This window comes from Inquilinus sp. (genome assembly GCF_039594555.1).
In the GTDB taxonomy this organism is placed as follows: domain Bacteria; phylum Pseudomonadota; class Alphaproteobacteria; order DSM-16000; family Inquilinaceae; genus Inquilinus.
Map to the genome: position 1 here is coordinate 1 of NZ_JBCNNF010000105.1, position 17898 is coordinate 17898.

General features: G+C 71.9%; 17 protein-coding genes. 14 read left to right on the forward strand and 3 right to left on the reverse strand.

All coding sequences use genetic code 11. From position 1 onward, the window contains the following. The 6 genes from ABDW35_RS13495 to ABDW35_RS13520 all read left to right on the forward strand — a co-directional run. The coding region (locus ABDW35_RS13495; protein WP_343714387.1) for a helix-turn-helix domain-containing protein at positions 1-1236 on the forward strand (1236 nt) is incomplete at its 5' end. After that, complete coding sequence (locus ABDW35_RS13500; RefSeq protein ID WP_343714388.1) at positions 1233-2075, forward strand: alpha/beta hydrolase; 843 nt, start codon at positions 1233-1235, stop codon at positions 2073-2075. The genes ABDW35_RS13495 and ABDW35_RS13500, both read left to right, overlap by 4 nt. Before the next feature lie 308 nt (positions 2076-2383). Then, the gene (locus ABDW35_RS13505; protein ID WP_343714389.1) at positions 2384-3118 is read left to right on the forward strand and encodes a response regulator transcription factor; all 735 of its coding nucleotides are present in this window, start codon (positions 2384-2386) and stop codon (positions 3116-3118) included. Then, a complete protein-coding gene (locus ABDW35_RS13510; RefSeq protein ID WP_343714390.1) occupies positions 3115-4428 on the forward strand; it encodes an ATP-binding protein in 1314 nt (437 codons plus the stop codon). Before ABDW35_RS13505 ends, ABDW35_RS13510 begins: the two co-directional genes overlap by 4 nt. 274 nt (positions 4429-4702) lie before the next feature. Further along, a complete protein-coding gene (locus tag ABDW35_RS13515) occupies positions 4703-5377 on the forward strand; it encodes a carbonic anhydrase (RefSeq protein ID WP_343714391.1) in 675 nt (224 codons plus the stop codon). A gap of 5 nt (positions 5378-5382) precedes the next feature. Beyond that, entirely contained in the window at positions 5383-6906 is a 1524-nt protein-coding gene (locus ABDW35_RS13520; protein WP_343714392.1) for a SulP family inorganic anion transporter, read from the forward strand. Between the two features lie 293 nt (positions 6907-7199). Here ABDW35_RS13520 and ABDW35_RS13525 read toward each other — a convergent pair whose 3' ends face one another. After that, entirely contained in the window at positions 7200-7568 is a 369-nt protein-coding gene (locus tag ABDW35_RS13525; RefSeq protein WP_343714393.1) for a hypothetical protein, read from the reverse strand. Between the two features lie 165 nt (positions 7569-7733). Here ABDW35_RS13525 and ABDW35_RS13530 point away from each other — a divergent pair, with 165 nt between their 5' ends. After that, the gene (locus tag ABDW35_RS13530) at positions 7734-7979 is read left to right on the forward strand and encodes a hypothetical protein (RefSeq protein ID WP_343714394.1); all 246 of its coding nucleotides are present in this window, start codon (positions 7734-7736) and stop codon (positions 7977-7979) included. Here ABDW35_RS13530 and ABDW35_RS13535 read toward each other — a convergent pair. Continuing rightward, positions 7969-8751, reverse strand: coding sequence for a glucose 1-dehydrogenase (locus ABDW35_RS13535; protein ID WP_343714395.1), 783 nt, complete (start codon positions 8749-8751; stop codon positions 7969-7971). The two genes, ABDW35_RS13530 and ABDW35_RS13535, sit on opposite strands and share 11 nt — an antisense overlap. A gap of 34 nt (positions 8752-8785) precedes the next feature. Next, on the reverse strand, positions 8786-9760 hold the full coding sequence (locus tag ABDW35_RS13540) for a sugar-binding transcriptional regulator (protein ID WP_343714396.1): 975 nt from the start codon (positions 9758-9760) through the stop codon (positions 8786-8788). Between the two features lie 263 nt (positions 9761-10023). On the opposite strand from ABDW35_RS13540, the gene ABDW35_RS13545 reads away from it, so the two are divergent. The 7 genes from ABDW35_RS13545 to ABDW35_RS13575 are packed head-to-tail and all read left to right on the forward strand — an operon-like array spanning position 10024 to position 17656. After that, positions 10024-10905 carry a transketolase gene (locus ABDW35_RS13545; RefSeq protein ID WP_343714397.1) on the forward strand — a complete coding sequence of 294 codons (882 nt, stop codon included), beginning with the start codon at positions 10024-10026 and terminating at the stop codon, positions 10903-10905. Beyond that, a complete protein-coding gene (locus ABDW35_RS13550; protein ID WP_343714398.1) occupies positions 10902-11852 on the forward strand; it encodes a transketolase C-terminal domain-containing protein in 951 nt (316 codons plus the stop codon). Before ABDW35_RS13545 ends, ABDW35_RS13550 begins: the two co-directional genes overlap by 4 nt. A gap of 2 nt (positions 11853-11854) precedes the next feature. Beyond that, entirely contained in the window at positions 11855-13357 is a 1503-nt protein-coding gene (locus ABDW35_RS13555; RefSeq protein ID WP_343714399.1) for an FGGY family carbohydrate kinase, read from the forward strand. Between the two features lie 37 nt (positions 13358-13394). Then, a complete protein-coding gene (locus tag ABDW35_RS13560; RefSeq protein ID WP_343714400.1) occupies positions 13395-14378 on the forward strand; it encodes an ABC transporter permease in 984 nt (327 codons plus the stop codon). A gap of 49 nt (positions 14379-14427) precedes the next feature. After that, complete coding sequence (locus tag ABDW35_RS13565; RefSeq protein WP_343714401.1) at positions 14428-15357, forward strand: sugar ABC transporter substrate-binding protein; 930 nt, start codon at positions 14428-14430, stop codon at positions 15355-15357. Beyond that, positions 15357-16868 (forward strand): sugar ABC transporter ATP-binding protein, encoded by a 1512-nt coding sequence (locus tag ABDW35_RS13570; protein ID WP_343714402.1) that lies wholly within the window; start codon positions 15357-15359, stop codon positions 16866-16868. The genes ABDW35_RS13565 and ABDW35_RS13570 overlap by 1 nt, the downstream gene beginning before the upstream one ends. A gap of 20 nt (positions 16869-16888) precedes the next feature. Next, a complete protein-coding gene (locus ABDW35_RS13575; protein ID WP_343714403.1) occupies positions 16889-17656 on the forward strand; it encodes an SDR family oxidoreductase in 768 nt (255 codons plus the stop codon). Positions 17657-17898 lie beyond the last annotated feature (242 nt).

Consider the following 17898-nt stretch of genomic DNA (forward strand, 5'->3'; position numbering starts at 1 on the left):
GTCCCGGCCGGCCGCCGCGCCATGGCCGGGCTGATCGAGCGCTGGGGCGACGCCATCGACGGCGTCTGGTGCGACAGCGGCCTGCACGGCGCCGGGTCGATCCAGGCCTGGGTCGATGCCGGATATGACGGCCGCGTGCCGCCGCACACCGGCGGCGACCAGAACGCGGTCTACCAGCTGGCGATCCTGCACGGGGTGAAGCTGGCGGCGATGGACTTCCCGCCGGCCATGGGCATCCGTGCGGTCGAGGCCGCGCTCGACATCCTCGCCGGCCGCACCCTGCCGCGGCGGATCGAGGTGCACACGCCCCTGGTGATCAGCCGGGGGTGGGAGACGGCGTCGGTCCGTGCCGATGTGTATGTCGAGGACCATGTCCGCTGGGACCGGCCGCCCAGCCTGATCCTCGGCCACGGCATGGGCGAGGATTACGACCCCACCACCTTTGCGGTCGGCAAGGGCGCGGCGGCCGACGGCGGCGCCCGGTCGATCCTGCGCACCCTCGACATCCTGGTCTGGCTCAAGGCGCATGGCGGCGAGGCCGGCATCGCCGACCTGCTGGAGGCGGTGGCCATGCCGCGCTCCTCGCTGCACGATCTGCTCGGGCCGCTGGTGGCGCATGGGCTGCTGCAGCGCGGCGGCCGCGGCCGGATCCGCGCCGGGCCGCGGGCCCGGGCCGCCGGCTTCGCCGCCATCGGCATCGCCGACCTCGCCGCCGTGGCGGAGCCGATGCTGGACCGGCTGGCGCGGGCTGTGGGCGGGGCTGCGGCGCTGGCGGTGCTGCATGGCGAGCGCTGCACCATCGCCCTCGGCCGGGCCGCACCCGGGGCCGCGCCGATCCTGGTGGGCGGCCGCACCCCGGTGAACTGGACCCTGGCCGGCCGCCTGCTGGTGGCCGAGCTGCCGGAGCGGCGGCTGCGCTGGCTGCTGGCCGCGCATGCCCGGCCGCGGCGCGATTCCGCCCGGCCGCTGACCCTGCCGGAGCTGGTGGCCGCGATCCGGGCCGAAGGCGGGCAACGCGTCGCCGCCGTAGCCGGCGAGACCTGCCCCGACACGGGCGAGGCGGCGCGGCCGGTCCGCGGCGCCGATGGCCAGGTCCGCGCCGTGCTGCTGCTGCGCGTGCCGGCCGCCGACCTGCCGAAGGCCCGGGCCATGCTGGAAGCGCTGGACCTGCCGGGCGCCGCCGCGCCCATCCTCCCCATCGATCCCCCTCCCGTCGCCGAGGCCGCCCTGCCATGACCGATCCCTTCATGATCCGCGCCCATGTCCCGGACTTCGAAGCCCATCTCGCCGCCTATCGCCGGGCCAGCGAGCGCACCCGGCAGTCGCTGCGCGGCGTGCGCGACTTGGCCTATGGCGACCATCCGGACGAGACGCTGGACCTCTACCTGCCGGCGGAGGGGCAGGGGCCGTTCCCGGTCCATGCCTTCATCCATGGCGGCTATTGGCGCGCCTTCTCCAAGCTCGACTTTGCCTTCGTCGCCGACGCGATCACCGACCATGGCGCGATCGCCGCGATTATCGACTATTCGCTGATGCCGAAGGCGCGGATGGCGACGCTGGTCGGCCAGGTGCGCCGGGCCGTCGCGTGGCTGGCGGCGAATGCCGGGCGCTGGGGCGGCGACCCGGCGGCGCTCAGCGCCAGCGGCGCCTCCGCCGGCGCCCATCTCGCCAGCCTCCTGGCCTGCCGCGGGGCGGGGGAGGAGGGGGCCGGGCCGATCGTGCCGGTGCGGTCGCTGCTGCTGGTCAGCGGCATCTACGACCTGGACCCGATCACGCGCAGCTTCCTGCAGCCGGAAATCGGCCTGACGGCGGAGGAGGTGGCGGCCTGGTCGCCGCTGGCGGCGACGCCGGTGCCGGGGCCGGTGGTGGATGTCGTGGCCGGGGCCGCGGAGACGCCGCCCTTCCTGGCCCAGGGCCGCGCCTTCGCCGACCGCCTGGCCGCGGCGGGCATCGAGGCGGGCTTCGCCACCCTGCCGGGCGAGAACCACATGAGCATCGCCACCGCGCTCGGCACGCCGGGCTCGGCCCTGGCGCAGCGCCTCGGCCGCACCATCGCGGCGTCGCAGTCACAGTGATGCGCGGCCGGATCGATCCCGGATGCGATCATCGTTCCGCATCCGCATCGAGTTGCCTTTGCAACAGTCTTGATAATCATCTGATCCGACTGCGGCTGCGACCTTCCAGCAGTTGAGTTTCCTTTGGGGATCTTCTATCGCAGAGCAGCCTATGCTTGCTGTCTCTTGCAGATCATTATCGATGATTTTAACGAAAACATCGCGGATCCCGGTCGCCCGGCGATCCCGGCATGTCCCGGCGGCTGCCGGGGCAAGGGGAGGAGACGTTCGCTGCCCTGTCCCACAGCCACAGGACCTGCGGATCCTTGATGAACGAGCCCAGCCCCCTGCGTCCGGACCGCGTGCTCGTGGTCGAGGACGACGCCGGCACCCGGTCCCTGATCGTGCGCATCCTGCGCGAGAACGGGCTGCGCGCCACCGGCGTCGGTGACGGCCGCGAGATGTGGGAGTCGATCGAGACGGCGCCGGTCGACCTCCTGATCCTCGACGTGATGCTGCCCGGCGCCGACGGCCTCGACCTCTGCCGCGCCTTCCGGGCGCGCAGCCCGGTGCCGATCATCATGGTCAGCGCCCGCGGCGAGGAGATGGACCGCGTGGTCGGGCTCGAGGTCGGGGCCGACGACTACATCAGCAAGCCCTTCGGCCGGCGCGAGCTGCTGGCGCGGGTGCGCGCGGCGCTGCGGCGCGGCGCGGGGCTGGAGTCCTTCCCCGGGCGCTCCGCCCGCGAGCTGCTGCGCTTTGCCGGCTGGACCCTGGACCAGCGCCGGCGGCGGCTGACCGACCCCGGCGGGGCGGAGGTCGAGCTGTCCGGCGCCGAGCACGACCTGCTGGTCAGCTTCCTCGAGCATCCGCAGCGGGTGATCGGGCGCGAACGCCTGCTGGAGCTGTCGCGCACGCGGCTCGGCAGCCCGTCGGACCGCAGCGTCGACGTGCTGGTCAGCCGGCTGCGCCGCAAGCTCGGTTCCGGCGGCACGGAGGGCGCTTTGATCCGCACCATCCGCGGTGTCGGCTACATGTTCGCGGCGGATGTGGAGCGCCGGTGATCCCGGTCTGGCCGCGCGGCCTGCTGGGCCGCCTCACCCTGCTCGTCCTGTCCGCCGTGCTGCTGCAGTTCATCGGCAGCTCGGTGCTGCAGGAGATGGCCGAGCGCACCAAGTCCGGCGACGTCCATGCCGACCATCTGGCCGAACGGCTGGCGATCGGCGAGCGCGCGCTGTCCAGCGTGCCGCCCGGGCAGCGGCCGGGGCTGGCACGGGCGCTGTCCACCGCCGACCTGGCCCTGAGCTGGTCGGAGCGCCCGGCCGGCGCCGGAGGGGGCGCGTCTCCCTGGCTGCGCGACCTGGAGGCGCGGCTGCAGAAGCGGGAGCCTGGCCTGGCCGGGCGCGGCCTGACCTTGGACCGGGGCCGCGGCGAGGCGGAGCCGCACCGCGTCCGGGGCGAGCTGCGCCTCGCCGACGGCTCCGCCCTCGGCTTCGACGTCACCCGGCTGCAGCACGGCCTGCCCGACATCCTGCGCAGCCTGCTGTCCACGGCGCTGCTGGCCAGCTGCCTGCTGATCGCGGCGCCGCTGCTGGTCCGCGCGCTCGGGACGCCCTTGCGCCAGCTGGTGCGGGCGGCGGATGCGATCGGCCGTGGCCGGCCGGTCCCGGTCGCGGTCGAAGGGCCGATGGAGGTGCGGCGCCTGGCGCGGGCGCTGAACGCCATGCAGGACCGGCTGGTCCGGCTGATCGCCGACCAGACCCAGGCCCTGGCCGCGGTGTCGCACGACCTGCGCACGCCGATCGGCCGGCTGCGCCTGCGCACCGATTTGCTGGAGAACCGGGCGCTGCAGGCCGAGCTGCAGGCCGATCTCGACGAGATGGAGCAGATGGTCGGCTCGGTGCTGGCCTATCTCAAGGGCGACACCGACCCCGAGCCGCGGCGGGCGGTCGACCTGGTGGCGCTGCTGACCACGCTGGTCGACGCCGCCGCCGATGCCGGCCAGGACGCCACCTATGACGGGCCGGACCGGGCCGTGCTGCACGCCCGGCCGCTGGCGCTGAAGCGCGCCTTCGCCAACCTGATCGACAATGCGGTGGCCTATGGCGGCTCGGCCCGCGTGGCGCTGCGGGACGGCCCGGCCGGCGTCACGGTCGCCATCGCGGATGACGGGCCGGGCATCCCCGAGGCCGAACTGGACCGCGTGCTGCAGCCCTTCCAGCGCATCGAAGGCTCGCGCAGCCGCGCCACCGGCGGCGTCGGGCTCGGCCTGGCCATCGCCCTGCAGGCGGTGGAGCGCGAGGGCGGCCGGCTGGCGCTGGTCAACCGGCCGGGGGGAGGGTTGACGGCCGAAGTGACCCTGCCTCGGCTCTGAAACCAGCGAGCCGGTAAAGAGCCGTCATCCCGTGCGCGCTGCGATGCGAAGTATCGCGGCGCAGACACGGGATCTTATCGCCAGCCACGAAGAGATCCCGGTTCTGCGGCGCATCACTGCGTGCTGCGCCGCGCCCGGGATGACGGGCTGTGAAGAGTTTCAATGAAGAGCATGGTGGTGTGAAACACTTTGTCACGAACCGTTCGCACATGCGAAAAATAGGATTCCCATCCTCCTCTTGCGCGACTCCTCGATCATGCATTGGAGGCCAAGGATGGACGACCTCTTCCACGGGATGGCGCGGTTCCGCGCCGAGATCTTCCCGCAGCAGCAGCCGCTGTACCGGAAGCTCGCGACCGACGGCCAGCAGCCCCAGGCGCTGGTGATCTCCTGCGCCGATTCCCGGGTGGTGCCCGAGCTGATCACCCAGAGCGGCCCGGGCCAGATCTTCTGCTGCCGCAACGCCGGCAACATCGTGCCGCCCTTCTCCCAGGCCAATGGCGGCGTGTCCTCGGCGATCGAATATGCGGTGGTGGCGCTCGGCGTTCGCGACATCGTGGTCTGCGGCCATTCCGACTGCGGCGCGATGAAGGGGCTGCTGCACCCCGAGGCGCTGCAGGACATGCCGAACGTCGCCGCCTGGCTGCGCCACAGCCATGCCGCCCACCGGGTGGTGTGCGAGGCCTATCCGCCGGGCCGCGACGAGCGCGAGACGCTGCGCGCGCTGGCGCTGGAGAATGTGGTGGCGCAGCTGAACCACCTGCGCACCCATCCCTCGGTCGCGGCCAAGGTCGCCCGCGGCCAGCTGCGCCTGCACGGCTGGTTCTTCGAGCTCGAATCCGGCGAGATCCACGCCTATGACGGCGCCGCCGGACGTTTCGGCCGGATCGACGACGCCGGCAGCCTGCCGGTCGCCTTGCCGCCGATGCCGCGCCTGGCGGCGGAGTAGGCGGCATGGGACGCTTCCTCCCATCCTCGCTGGCCCGCGACCTGCCGGCCTCGATCGTCGTCGTCCTGGTCGCCCTGCCGCTGTGCATGGGCATTGCCGTCGCCTCCGGCGTCCCGGCGGAGAAGGGGCTGGTGACCGGCATCATCGGCGGCATCGTCGTCGGCCTGATGGCCGGCTCGCCGCTGCAGGTCAGCGGCCCGGCTGCCGGCCTCGCCGTGATTGTGTTCCAGCTGGTGCAGGATTTCGGGCTGGCGATGCTCGGCCCGATCCTGGTGCTGGCCGGGCTGCTGCAACTCGGCGCCGGCGTGCTGCGGCTGGGCAAGTGGTTCCGCGCCATCTCGCCCGCCGTGGTGCACGGCATGCTGGCCGGCATCGGCGTGCTGATCGTGGCGGCGCAGCTGCAGGTGCTGTTCGGCCGCACGCCGCTGCCGGACGGGCTGCAGAACCTGGCGGCGATCCCGGCTGCGGTCTTCGGCCTGGTGCCGTTGCAATGGTCGTCCGGGACGGCCGCGGTGCTGGCCGGTGGCGCCACCATCCTGGCGATGGTGCTGTGGGAAAGGCTGCGGCCGCGCTCGCTGCGCCTGGTCCCCGGCGCCCTGGTCGGCGTCGTCGTGGGCACCGCCCTGGCCGCGGCCCTGGCGCTGCCGGTCCAGCGCGTCGACGTGCCCGACGCAATCCTGTCCGCCGTCTCGGTCCCGACCATGGCCGACCTGTCGCGGCTGGGCGAGGGTGGGATCCTGGCCGCGGCGCTGGTCATCGCCGTGATCGCCAGCGCCGAGACGCTGCTCTCCGCCGCCGCGGTCGACCGGATGCATGACGGCGTGCGCACGAACTACGACCGCGAGCTGTCGGCCCAGGGCGTCGGCAACCTGCTGTGCGGCCTGGCCGGCGCCCTGCCGATGACCGGGGTGATCGTGCGCAGCTCGGCCAATGTCCAGGCCGGCGCCGCCACCCGGCTGTCGACGATCCTGCACGGCGCCTGGATCCTCGCCGCCGTCGCCCTGCTGCCCTGGCTGCTGCGCGAGGTGCCGATGGCGGCGCTGGCCGGCGTGCTGGTGGTCACCGGCTGGCGGCTGGTCAGCCTGAAGCATGTGCGCGAGCTGCTGCAGCGTCACGGCGTGCTGCCGGCGGCGATCTGGGCGGCCACCGTGGTCATGGTGGTGGCGACCGACCTGCTGACCGGCGTGCTGGTCGGGCTGGCGCTGTCGTTCCTGGAGGTGCTGCCGCATCTGCGCCGCATGCCGCTGCGCATCCGCCGCCGCGACCTGCCGACCGGCGAGGCGGAGCTGCGGCTGGAGGGAGCGGCAACCTTCCTGCAACTGCCAGCCCTGCTGCGGGCGCTGGAGGCGCTGCCGCCGGGGGCGACCGTGCGGCTCGATGCCGGCGGGCTGGCCCAGATCGACCACACCAGCATGGAGATGCTCGCCGACTGGGCCGAACGCCGGGCCGCCTCCGGCGCGCCGGTCGAACTGCACCGGCCGCCGGCCCAGCCGCACGGCCAGCGCCTGGCCGCGGCGCTCAGGGCCTAGAGCAGGGCGGGTTCGCCAGGTCAGGCCGGCCGATCGCGCTTGAGCGGCATCGTGTTGCCTCTCCCGCAAGCGAGATCTCTTCACAATGCGCATTCCTTACCGTCGTTGCGAGGAGGCGAAGCCGACGAAGCAATCCATGCCTCCGCTCTTGCGAGCCGATGGATTGCTTCGCTGCGCTCGCAATGACGGTGTTGGAATTCTGAAAGGACCTCGTAAAGGGCAGAGGCAACGCGCGAAGACGCTCGACATCATATCTGCTTCCGCGCAGAGGCAGACTGGCCGGACGACAGCTCTCATCGCCGCGCGATCAGGTCCCTCAGCCCGTTGGCGATCTGCTGTTGCAGGAACGGCTTGCTCCAGACCGGGCGGCCGCGGTGCAGCAGCTCGATCTCCGCCTCCGTCCGGCCGGTGACGAAGGCGAAGGGGATGTCGCGCTCCTCCAGCACGTCGGCGGCGGCATAGACCTCCGTCCGGCCCAGGCCGATGTCGAGCAGCGCGGCATCCAGCCGCTCCGAGCTGGCAATGCGGACGGCGTCGCGCAGCGTGCTGACCGGGCCGACCACCTCGACCCCGGCCGATGCCGCGATGTCCGCCAGCATGCCGGCGATCCACATGTCGTCCTCGACGATCAGGACGCGGGGGAGGGGTTGCGGGCTCTCCATCTTGCCGGCTCTCTTCCTGCGACGGTCTCCCTACCAACACCTGAAAGCGGGAATCTTATCCACATGCCGTCTATCGGATGTGTATCGCACCCGATCGGAACCGGCGGAAAGCCTCGGGAGTTGTCCAGGAAGCCCGTCTCACCAAGCCGAATGGGAGCATTGGCGATGACCCTGAGCGCAGCGGATGTCGCGGCGATTCTCGGCCCCGCAGACGAGACGCTGGTGGCCGACATCATCCGCACCGGCGCGAGCCGGGAGGAGCTGGTCCAGGCCTGGGCCTGGGACGGCAGCGACGAGGCGATGATCGGCGACGGCCGGCCCATGCCGGCCGGCCGCGTCGCCGCCCTGGTCGAGCTGCTGGCGCCGGAGGAGGACGAGCCGGAGCCCGGCGCTCCGGCCGTCACGACATGATCAGGCCGCCATCGACATTGATGGTCTGCCCGGTGATGTAGGCGGCGTCGTCGCTGGCCAGGAAGGCGACGAGGCCGGCGACGTCCTCGCCGCTGCCGGCGCGGCCCATCGGGATGCCGCGCACCCATTCCGCCATCAGCTCGCCCGGCTTGTAGTCGCCCAGCAGCTTGCCCCAGGCCGTGTCGTTGTAGGCCCACATGTCGGTGTCGATGATGCCGGGGCAGAAGGCGTTCACGGTGATGCCCTCCTTCGCCACCTCCTTGGCCAGGCTCTGGGTCACCCCGACCACGCCGAACTTCGAGGCGGCGTAGTGCGGCGTGAACACGAAGCCCTGCCGCGCCTGGCCGGAGGCGGTGTTGATCAGCCGGCCGCCCTTGCCGTGCTTGCGGATCCGGCGGATCGCCTCCTGGCAGCACAGGAAGACGCCCTTGGTGTTGACCGCCAGCACCTTGTCCCACTCCGCCTCGGTCATGTCCTCGATCCGGGCGATGGTGATGACGCCGGCATTCTGGATCGAGATGTCGACCTTGCCGAAGCGCGTCTCCGCCTCGTCATAGAGCGCCGCGACCTGGGCCGGGTCGGTGACGTCGGCGACGAAGGAGGCGGTTCGGCCGCCCTCGGCGGCGATCCTCGCCGCAGCGTCGGCGACGCTCGGCTCGTTGGCGGCCAGCAGCACGGACGCGCCCTCGGCGGCAAAGCGGCGGGCGATGGCGGCGCCGATGCCGCGGCTGGCGCCGGTGATGACGACGGTCTTGTCGGTGAAACGGGGCATGGGGTCTCTCCCGGAACTCTCTTGCTTGATGGGGTCAGCGGGCGAAGTCGTTGTCGGACTGGGCCAGCAGCTTCTCCGCCGTGAAGCGGTCGGTGATCAGGATGTTGATGTGGCGGCCGAGCAGGGCGCCGCGGATCGCCGCCACCTTGCGGGCGCCGCCGGCGACGCCGACGATGCGCGGGATGGTGCCGATCTCGTCGAGCGACATCGAGATCACGCGCTCGTCCAGCGGCGTCTGCACCGGAGCGCCATAGGCGCCGAAGAAGCGCAGGCAGATGTCGCCGACGCCGCCGCTATCGGCCACCGCCTCCAGCTCAGCGCCGGTGAAGACGTTGCCGCTGTTGGCCAGCATCTTCGACGGCTCGACCGCGCCGATGCCGACCAGCGCCAGGGTGATGCGCCGCCACTGCTCCATCGTCGCCCGGACATAGGGGTCGGCGAGCAAAGCGCGCTTGGCCGAGGCCGATCCGGCGACGCCGGGGGCGGGGAGGAGCTGGGGCTGCGACCCGGTCAGCTGCGCCAGGCGCGTGGTCAGGTGGGTCGCGTGGCCCTGCACCGCGGGGTTGCCCATGCCGCCCAGCATCTGCACCACCCGTTCCGCCGCCACCCGCTTCAGCGGGTTGACCGCGTCGACCATGCGCAGCAGCGACGCGCTCCAGGACGAGATGCCGATCACCTCGCCCGGGTCCAGCGTCGTCTCCAGGAAATGCGCCGCGGCATCGCCGATGCCGGCCAGGATCGAATCCTCGCGGTCCTCGCCGCATTCGGCGACGATCGCCTCGGCCAGGCCGAAGCGGTCGCGCAGCCCCGTCTCCAGGTCGACATAGGTGCCGCGCGGCGCGTTGATGGTGATGCGGACGATCGATTCGTCCTCGGCCCGCTTCAGCAGGCGCGAGATCGTGGCCTGCGAGATGTGCAGCCGCTGCGAGATGTCGGACTGCTTCAGCCGGTCGACATAGTACATCTGCGCCACCCGGGTGATCAGGCGAAGCTCGTTGACGCGGCTCATCGGAAGGCGGCCTCGATCGTGGGTTGCCTGCGCGGCTGAATCGAAAATTTATGCATCAGATTGTGATTATTCAGCCGCCGGCCGATGTTCGGTCAAGCGGAAGCTGCATATCAGCGCCGGCCATGGCTTAGAATTTTCTCCTAGTTCCCTACTCACCTCGTGCTTTGGGTGAATGGCTGGACCGTTCGGCTTGACGCGCTCTCGACTCGTGGATAGCATGAATTTAAATCTTAGTATGAATAATTATTCAAACCGGAGGAACGGTGCTCGACCCCAAGCCCCCATTCGTCCCCGACACGGTCCTCGACCCGGCGCGCATCGCCGCGGCGGACGGGGCCGGGCGGGCGCGCCTCCTGGCCGGGGCGGCGGCGGAGATCCGCGGCTCCGTGCTGCGCATGATCGGGCAGGCCGGCCTCGGCCATGTCGGCGGCGACCTGTCGGTGACCGACATCCTGGCGACGCTGTTCTTCGGCGTGCTCGACCTCGACCCCGCCAACCCTACGCGGCCCGACCGCGACCGTTTCATCCTCAGCAAGGGCCATTGCGCCGCCGCGCTGTACAGCACGCTGGCGCTGCGTGGCTTCATCCCGGCGGATCTGCTCGGCAGCTTCATGAAGCCGCTGTCGGTGCTGAACGGCCATCCGAACCGGCGCAAGGTGCCGGGGGTGGAGGCGAACACCGGCCCGCTCGGCCACGGCCTGCCGATCGCCGTCGGCTCGGCGATCGCGGCGCGGCTGAGCAGCGCCCCCTGGCGCACCTTCGTCGTGCTCGGCGACGGCGAGCTGCAGGAGGGCAGCAACTGGGAGGCGGCGATGTCTGCCGGCCATCGCGGCCTGGACACCCTGACCGCCATCGTCGACCGCAACCGGCTGCAGCAGGGCGCCCGCACCGAGGACACCAACCGGCTGGAGCCGCTGGCCGACAAGTGGCGCGCCTTCGGCTGGGAGGCGGTCGAGCTGGACGGCCACGACCACGCCGCGCTGTGGGATGCCTTCACCGCCGCGCCGGCCGGTAAGCCGCGCTGCGTCATCGCCCGCACGATCAAGGGGAAGGGCGTGTCCTTCATGGAAGACCGGGTGGAGTGGCACCACAAGGTGCCGTCCCCGGCGCAGATCGAGCAGGCGCTCGCCGAGGTGGCCCGATGAGCGCCGATGTCGTCGCCAAGGCCGGGACCTTCGACTGCCGCAAGGCCTTTGCCGAGACCCTGACCGAGCTGGCGCGCACCGACCGGCGCATCGTCGCCGTCTGCAACGATTCCGTCGGCTCCAGCAACCTGACCAGCTTCGCCGCCGAGTTCCCCGACCGGCTGGTCAATGTCGGCATCGCCGAGCAGGCCATGGTCGGGGTCGCCGCCGGTCTGGCCAATGGCGGCTTCGTGCCCTTCGTCTGCGCCGCCTCGCCCTTCCTGACCGGCCGGGCGCTGGAGCAGATCAAGGCCGACGCGGCCTACAGCCAGTATCCGATGGTGCTGTGCGGCATGAGCCCCGGCATGGCCTATGGCGAGCTGGGGCCGACGCATCATTCGATCGAGGACCTGGCCTGGACCCGGGCGATCGCCGAGCTGACGGTGATGGTGCCGGCCGACCCGACCCAGACCCGCGCCGCGGTGCGCTGGGCCGCCGATGCCGGCCGTCCCGTCTTCCTGCGCATCGGCCGCTTCCCGGTGCCGGAGGTGACGCCGGCCGGCGCCGAATTCAGCGGCGGCGCGACGCAGCTTCTGCGCGACGGCGGCGACGTCACGCTGGTGGCGACGGGGACCATGGTGTCGCGGGCGCTGGAGGCGGCGGAGCTTCTGGCCGGCGAAGGGGTTCAAGCCCGTGTGCTGAACGTCGCCACTCTCAAGCCGCTCGACCCCGAGCCGCTGCTGCGCGCCGCGGCCGAGACCGGCCGCATCGTCACCGTCGAGGAGGCGGTGGTGCAGGGCGGCCTCGGCGGCGCGGTGGCGGAGGTGGTGGTGCAGGGCCGGCCGGTGCCGATGCGCATCCTCGGCGTCACCGGCTTTGCCCCGACCGGCAGCGCCGCCTTCCTGCTGGACCATTTCGGGCTGAACGCGGCCGGCATCGCCGCCGCCGCCCGCGAGCTGGTGGCCTGACCATGGGCTTCGTCCTCGCTATCGACCAGGGCACCAGCTCCACCAAGGCGCTGCTGGTCGATGCCGCGGGCGCGGTGGTCGCGCGGGGGGCCGCGCCGCTGGGCGAGACCCATCCGAAGCCGGGCTGGGTCGAGCAGGACCCGGCGGCGATCTGGGACAGCGTCCGCGCCGCCGTCGCCGCCTGCCTGCAGGGCCGGGACCCGAAATCGGTCGCCGCGGTCGGCTTCAGCACCCAGCGCGAATCCCTGCTGATGTGGGACCGCCGCACCGGCGCGGCGCTGTCGCCGCTGGTCAGCTGGCAGGACCAGCGCACCGGCGCGCTGTGCGAGGCGCTGCGCTCGCCCGATGCCGAGCGGCTCGTTCGGGAGCGCAGCGGCCTGCCGCTGGACCCGATGTTCTCGGCCGCCAAGGCCAAATGGCTGCTCGACACGCTAGACCCCGACCGAATCCGGGCGAAGGCCGGCGAGATCTGCCTCGGCACGGTCGATGCCTGGCTGCTCAGCCGCTTCGGCGGCGACGCGGTGACCGAGGCCGGCAACGCCTCGCGCACCCAGCTGCTGGATGTTCGTCGCGCCGCCTGGGACGCCGACCTGATGGACCTGTTCGGCGTGCCCGAGGCGGCGCTGCCGCGCGTGGCCTCTTCGACCGGCCCGTTCCCGGCCGTGCGCGGCCTTGACCCGCTGCCGGACGGCGTGCCGGTGGCCGCGGTGCTGGGCGATTCCCATGCGGCGCTGTTCGCCCATGGCGCCTTCGCCCCGGGCCAGATCAAGGCGACGATGGGCACCGGCTCCTCCGTCATGGGGCTGATCGACCGGGCCGAGGCGCTGGACCCCGGCCTGTGCCTGACCATCGCCTGGTCGATCGACGGCGGCCCGGCGCTGGCGGCGGAAGGCAATATCCGCTCAGCCGGGTCGACGCTGCGCTGGGTGGCGGAGCTGCTGGGCCTGTCGACCCAGGATCTGGCCGACCTCGCAGCCGATGCCGCCAGCGACGGCGTCTATCTGGTGCCCGGCTTCAACGGCCTAGGCGCGCCGTGGTGGGACCTGAATGCGGTCGGCCTGCTGGCCGGCTTCACTCTCGGCAGCGGGCGGGCCGCGGTCGCCCGCGCGGCGCTGGAATCGATCCCGCACCAGATCGCCGATGTGGTCGAGGCGATCGACCGCAGCGTCGGGCAGGTGCGGGCGCTGCATGTCGATGGCGGGCCGACCCGCAACCCGGTGCTGATGCAGGCGCTGGCCGACCTGGCCGGCTGCGCGGTGCTGCGGTCGGACACGGCCGAGCTGTCGGCGCTCGGCGCGGCGCATCTGGCCGGGCTCGGCGCCGGGATCTGGGACTGGGACGGCCTGGCGGCGCTGCCGCGCGAGCGGCACGGCTTCGCCCCGGCGATGCCGGGGGAGCGGCGCCGGGCCGAGCGGGACGGCTGGCGGCGGGCGGTAAAGCGCGCCTCCGGCCTGCCGCCGGAGGCGGCCGGGGGTGCAATGCCGCCGGAGACGGCGGGGCGCTGAGCTGCTCCGCCGGATGACACGAAAAGGGATGTAGGGAATGGAAGCGCGCATCGACCGACCGGCCACCAGGACGTTCCTGCCGCGATTCAGCCTGACCAGTGGCGCCCAGGGCCCTCTGATCGGCCTGATCCTGCTGTGCGTGATCTTCTCCTTCACCTCCGACCATTTCCTGTCGGTCCGCAACGGCCTCAACGTGCTGGACCAGGTCACGGTGCTCGGCATCCTCGCCATCGGCATGACGGCGGTGATCGTGATCGGCGGCATCGACCTGTCGGTCGGCTCGGTCCTGGCGCTGTCGATGATGGTGATGGGCTGGCTGGCGCGCGACATGGAGCTGCCGATGGCCCTGGCCATCCTGCTCGGCATCGGCGCCGGCGCGGTGTGCGGCCTGGCCTCCGGCCTGCTGATCACCCTGGCGCGGCTGCCCGCCTTCATCGCCACGCTGACCATGATGTCGGTGGCCCGCGGCCTGGCCAACATCCTGACCGACGGCACCCAGATCGTCGGCTACCCCGACTGGTTCACCGCGCTGGCCACCGTGCGCAATTTCGGCTTCCTGTCGCTGACCGTGGCGCTGTTCCTGGTGCTGGTCGCGGTCAGCTGGCTGTATCTGACCTTCCGGCCCAGCGGCCGCAACCTCTACGCCATCGGCGGCAGCCGCGAAGTGGCGCGCCTGGCCGGCATTCATGTCGGCCGGGTGACCATCGCGGTCTACGCCGCGGCCGGGGCGCTGGCCGGCATCGCCGGCATGGCGCTGGCCTCGCGCCTCGACTCCTCGCAGCCCAGCGCCGGCCTCGGCTACGAGCTCGACACCATCGCCGCGGTCGTGATCGGCGGCGCCAGCCTGTCGGGCGGCGTCGGCAGCATCGGCGGCACGGTGGTCGGCGTCCTGATCATCGGCGTGCTGCGCAACGGGCTGAACCTGCTCGGCGTCTCGCCCTTCGTGCAGCAGGTGGTGATCGGCCTGGTGATCGCCGCCGCCGTCACCTTCGACACCCTCGGCCGGCGCCACAACCGCTGACCGGGATCACAAAGACGGAAAGACCGTCGCAACAGGAGAGGACTGACCCATGAAGACCCGTATCGCCATTGCCGCGCTGGCCCTGCTGGCCGGCACCGCCCTCGGCAGCCCCGCCTGGGCCAAGGACAAGGTGATCGGCCTGGCTGTCGCCAACCTGCAGGCCGACTTCTTCAACCAGATCAAGCAGTCGGTCGAGGCCTCGGCCAAGGAGCAGGGGATCAAGGTCGTCACGGTCGACGCCAAGGGCGATTCCGCCACCCAGGTCAGCCAGATCCAGGACCTGATCACCCAGCAGATCGACGCGCTGATCTACATCCCGGCCGGCGCCACCGCCGCCAGCGTGCCGGTGAAGGCGGCCAAGGCGGCCGGCATCCCGGTGGTCGCGGTCGACCGCAACCCGGCTGACGCGCCGGGCGACACCTTCATCGCCACCGACAGCGTCGCCGCCGCCCGCACGCTCGGCGAGTACGTCTGCAAGGTCACCGGCGGCAAGGGCAACGTCGCCATCGTCCAGGGCCAGCTCGGCACCACGCCGGAGCAGGACCGCGACAAGGGCTTCACCGAGGCGCTGGCCAAGTGCCCGGACCTGAAGGTCGTCGCCAAGCAGGCCAGCACCATGTGGATGCAGGATGAGGGCTTCAACATCGCCCAGGACATGCTGCAGCGGAACCCGGACATCTCGGTGTTCTTCGGCCGGGCCGATGCGCTGGCGCTGGGCGCGGCCCAGGCGGTGAAGGTGGCCAATCTCGACCACAAGACCTGGATCTTCGGCTTCGACGGCGACGTCGCCGGCCTCAAGGCCGTGCAGGCCGGCACGCTGGACGCGACCATGACCCAGACCACCCAGCAGATGGGCCGACTGGCGCTGCAGTCGGCGCTGGAGCTGGCCGACGGCAAGAAGGTGCCGGCCGAGCAGCTGCAGCAGGCGACGCTGACCACCAAGGACAATGTCGCCGGCTTCATCGAGAAGCACCCCTGATGGCGGCGCCGGCGACCGTTCGCGCCGCCGTGGCGGAGAGCGGGCTCTCCATCCGCGGCATCGGCAAGGCCTATGGCGCCGTCACCGTGCTGGAGGGTGTCGACCTCGACATCCGCCCGGGCGAGGTGCTGGCCCTGCTGGGCGAGAACGGCGCCGGCAAGTCGACCCTGTCCTCGGTCATCTCCGGCCTGGTGCCGCCCAGCGCCGGCACGATGAGCTGGCAGGGCCGGCCCTACGCCCCGGCCTCGCCGGGGGAGGCGATCGCCGCCGGCATCGGCCTGATCCATCAGGAGATGAAGCTGCTGCCGGACCTGACGATCGCGGAGAACGTGTTCGTCGGCCGGCTGCCGAGCAAGGGCGGCCGGATCGACCGGGCGGAGATGAACCGCCGCGCCGGCGAACAGCTGCGGCGCCTCGGCCTCGACATCGCGCCGACGACGCTGGTGCGCGAGCTCAGGGTGGCGGCGCAGCAGCAGGTCGAGATCGCCAAGGCGCTGACCCTGAACTCCCGCCTGCTGATCCTGGACGAGCCGACGGCGGCGCTGGGCGGGGAGGAGACCGAGCGGCTGTTCCAGCAGATCGAGCGGCTGAAGCGCGACGGCGTCTCCTTCATCTATATCAGCCATCGCCTCGACGAGATCGCCCGCATCGCCGACCGCGTCGCGGTGCTGCGCGACGGCCGGCTGGTCGCCACCCATGACACGGCGCAGGTGCCGGTGAAGACCCTGGTCGAGCAGATGGTCGGCCGCAGCGTCGACCGGATGTTCCCCTCCGTCTCGGTGCCGGGCGAACAGGCGCGGCTGGAGGTCTCCGGCCTCACCTCGGCCGACGGCGCCTTCCGCGACATCAGCTTCACCGTGCGGGCGGGCGAGGTGTTCGGCATCGCCGGCATCGTCGGCGCCGGGCGAACCGAGCTGGTGCGCGGCGTCGTCGGCGCCGATCCCGTGGCGTCGGGCACGGTGGCGGTGGACGGCAAGCCGGTCGACCTGCGCGGCCCGTCCGACGCCATCCGCGCCGGCGTGATGCTGGTGCCGGAGGACCGCAAGCTGCAGGGCGTGGTGCTGGACCACACCATCGCCGACAACATCGCCTATGCCAATTTCGACCGCATCGCCCCTGGCGGCTGGATCAGCCCGGCCCGGGTGCGCGGCTTCGCCGCCGAGCTGATCGCGCGGATGGGGGTGAAGGGCACGCCGGGCCAGCGCGCCGGCAACCTCTCCGGCGGCAACCAGCAGAAGGTCGTGATCGCGAAATGGATCGCGCGCGACCCCAAGGTCTTCATCCTGGACGAGCCGACCCGCGGCATCGATGTCGGCGCCCGCGCCGCGATCTATGACGTGATCGCCGGCCTCGCCGCCTCCGGCATGGCGGTGGTGGTGGTCAGCTCCGACCTCGACGAGGTGCTGGGCCTGTCGCACCGGATCATGGTGCTGGCCCGCGGCCGCAACCAGGGCATCCTCGACCGCGACCATGCCAGCCGCGTCGCCGTGATGGAACTCGCAACCCGCTGACTCTAAGGGAATATCCGACCGTGCAGCTCTTCCGGCTCGATGATCAGATCGCCTTCGTCACCGGCGCCGGCAGCGGTATCGGCCAGCGCATCGCCGTCGGCCTGGCCGAGGCCGGCGCCGACGTCGCCCTGTTCGACCTCGCGGCGTCACAGGCCGGCCTGGCCGACACCGCCGGCCGCATCCGGGCGCTGGGCCGCCGGGCGCTGACCCTGACCGGCGACGTGACCCAGGCCGAGGATCTCGCCAAGGCCGTCGACGCGGTCGAGGCCAAGCTCGGCGCGTTGACCGTTGCCGTGAACTGCGCCGGCATCGCCAACGCCACGGCGGCGGAGGACCTGCCCGAGGCGCAGTGGCAGCGCACCATCGACGTGAACCTGACCGGGGTCTTCCTCTCCGCCCAGGCCGAGGCGCGGGTGATGCTGCCGCGCAAGCGCGGCTCGATCGTCAACATCGCCTCGATGTCGGGGTCGATCGTCAACCGCGGACTGCTGCAGGCGCATTACAACACCTCGAAGGCCGGGGTGATCCACCTGACCAAGAGCCTGGCGATGGAATGGGCCGATCGCGGCCTGCGGGTGAACGCGATCAGCCCCGGCTACACGCTGACGCCGATGAATCTGCGGCCCGAGGTGGCGGAGCAGCGCAAGATCTTCGAGCGCGACACGCCGCTGGGCCGCATGGCGACGGTGGACGAGCTGGTCGGCCCGGCCGTGTTCCTGGCCAGCGCTGCCTCGTCCTTCTGCACGGGCGTCGACCTGATCGTCGACGGCGGCTTCGTCTGCTGGTGAGGGAAGGGGCGTCCTCTCCCTAAGCACTCGATCACGGCTAGGCAGCTCGGATTGCCTCTCCCGCCTGGCGGGAGAGGTCGGGCGTCCGCAGGACGACCGGGTGAGGGCTGGCCCAGGCCTCGACAAACTCCCCTCACCCGGAGCCGCTTCGCGTCTCCGACCTCTCCCGCAAGCGGGAGAGGCAACGCCCGCGTGACCCGGCATCACCCTGCTTAGGCCGTCACGGCCTCCAACTCGTCCAG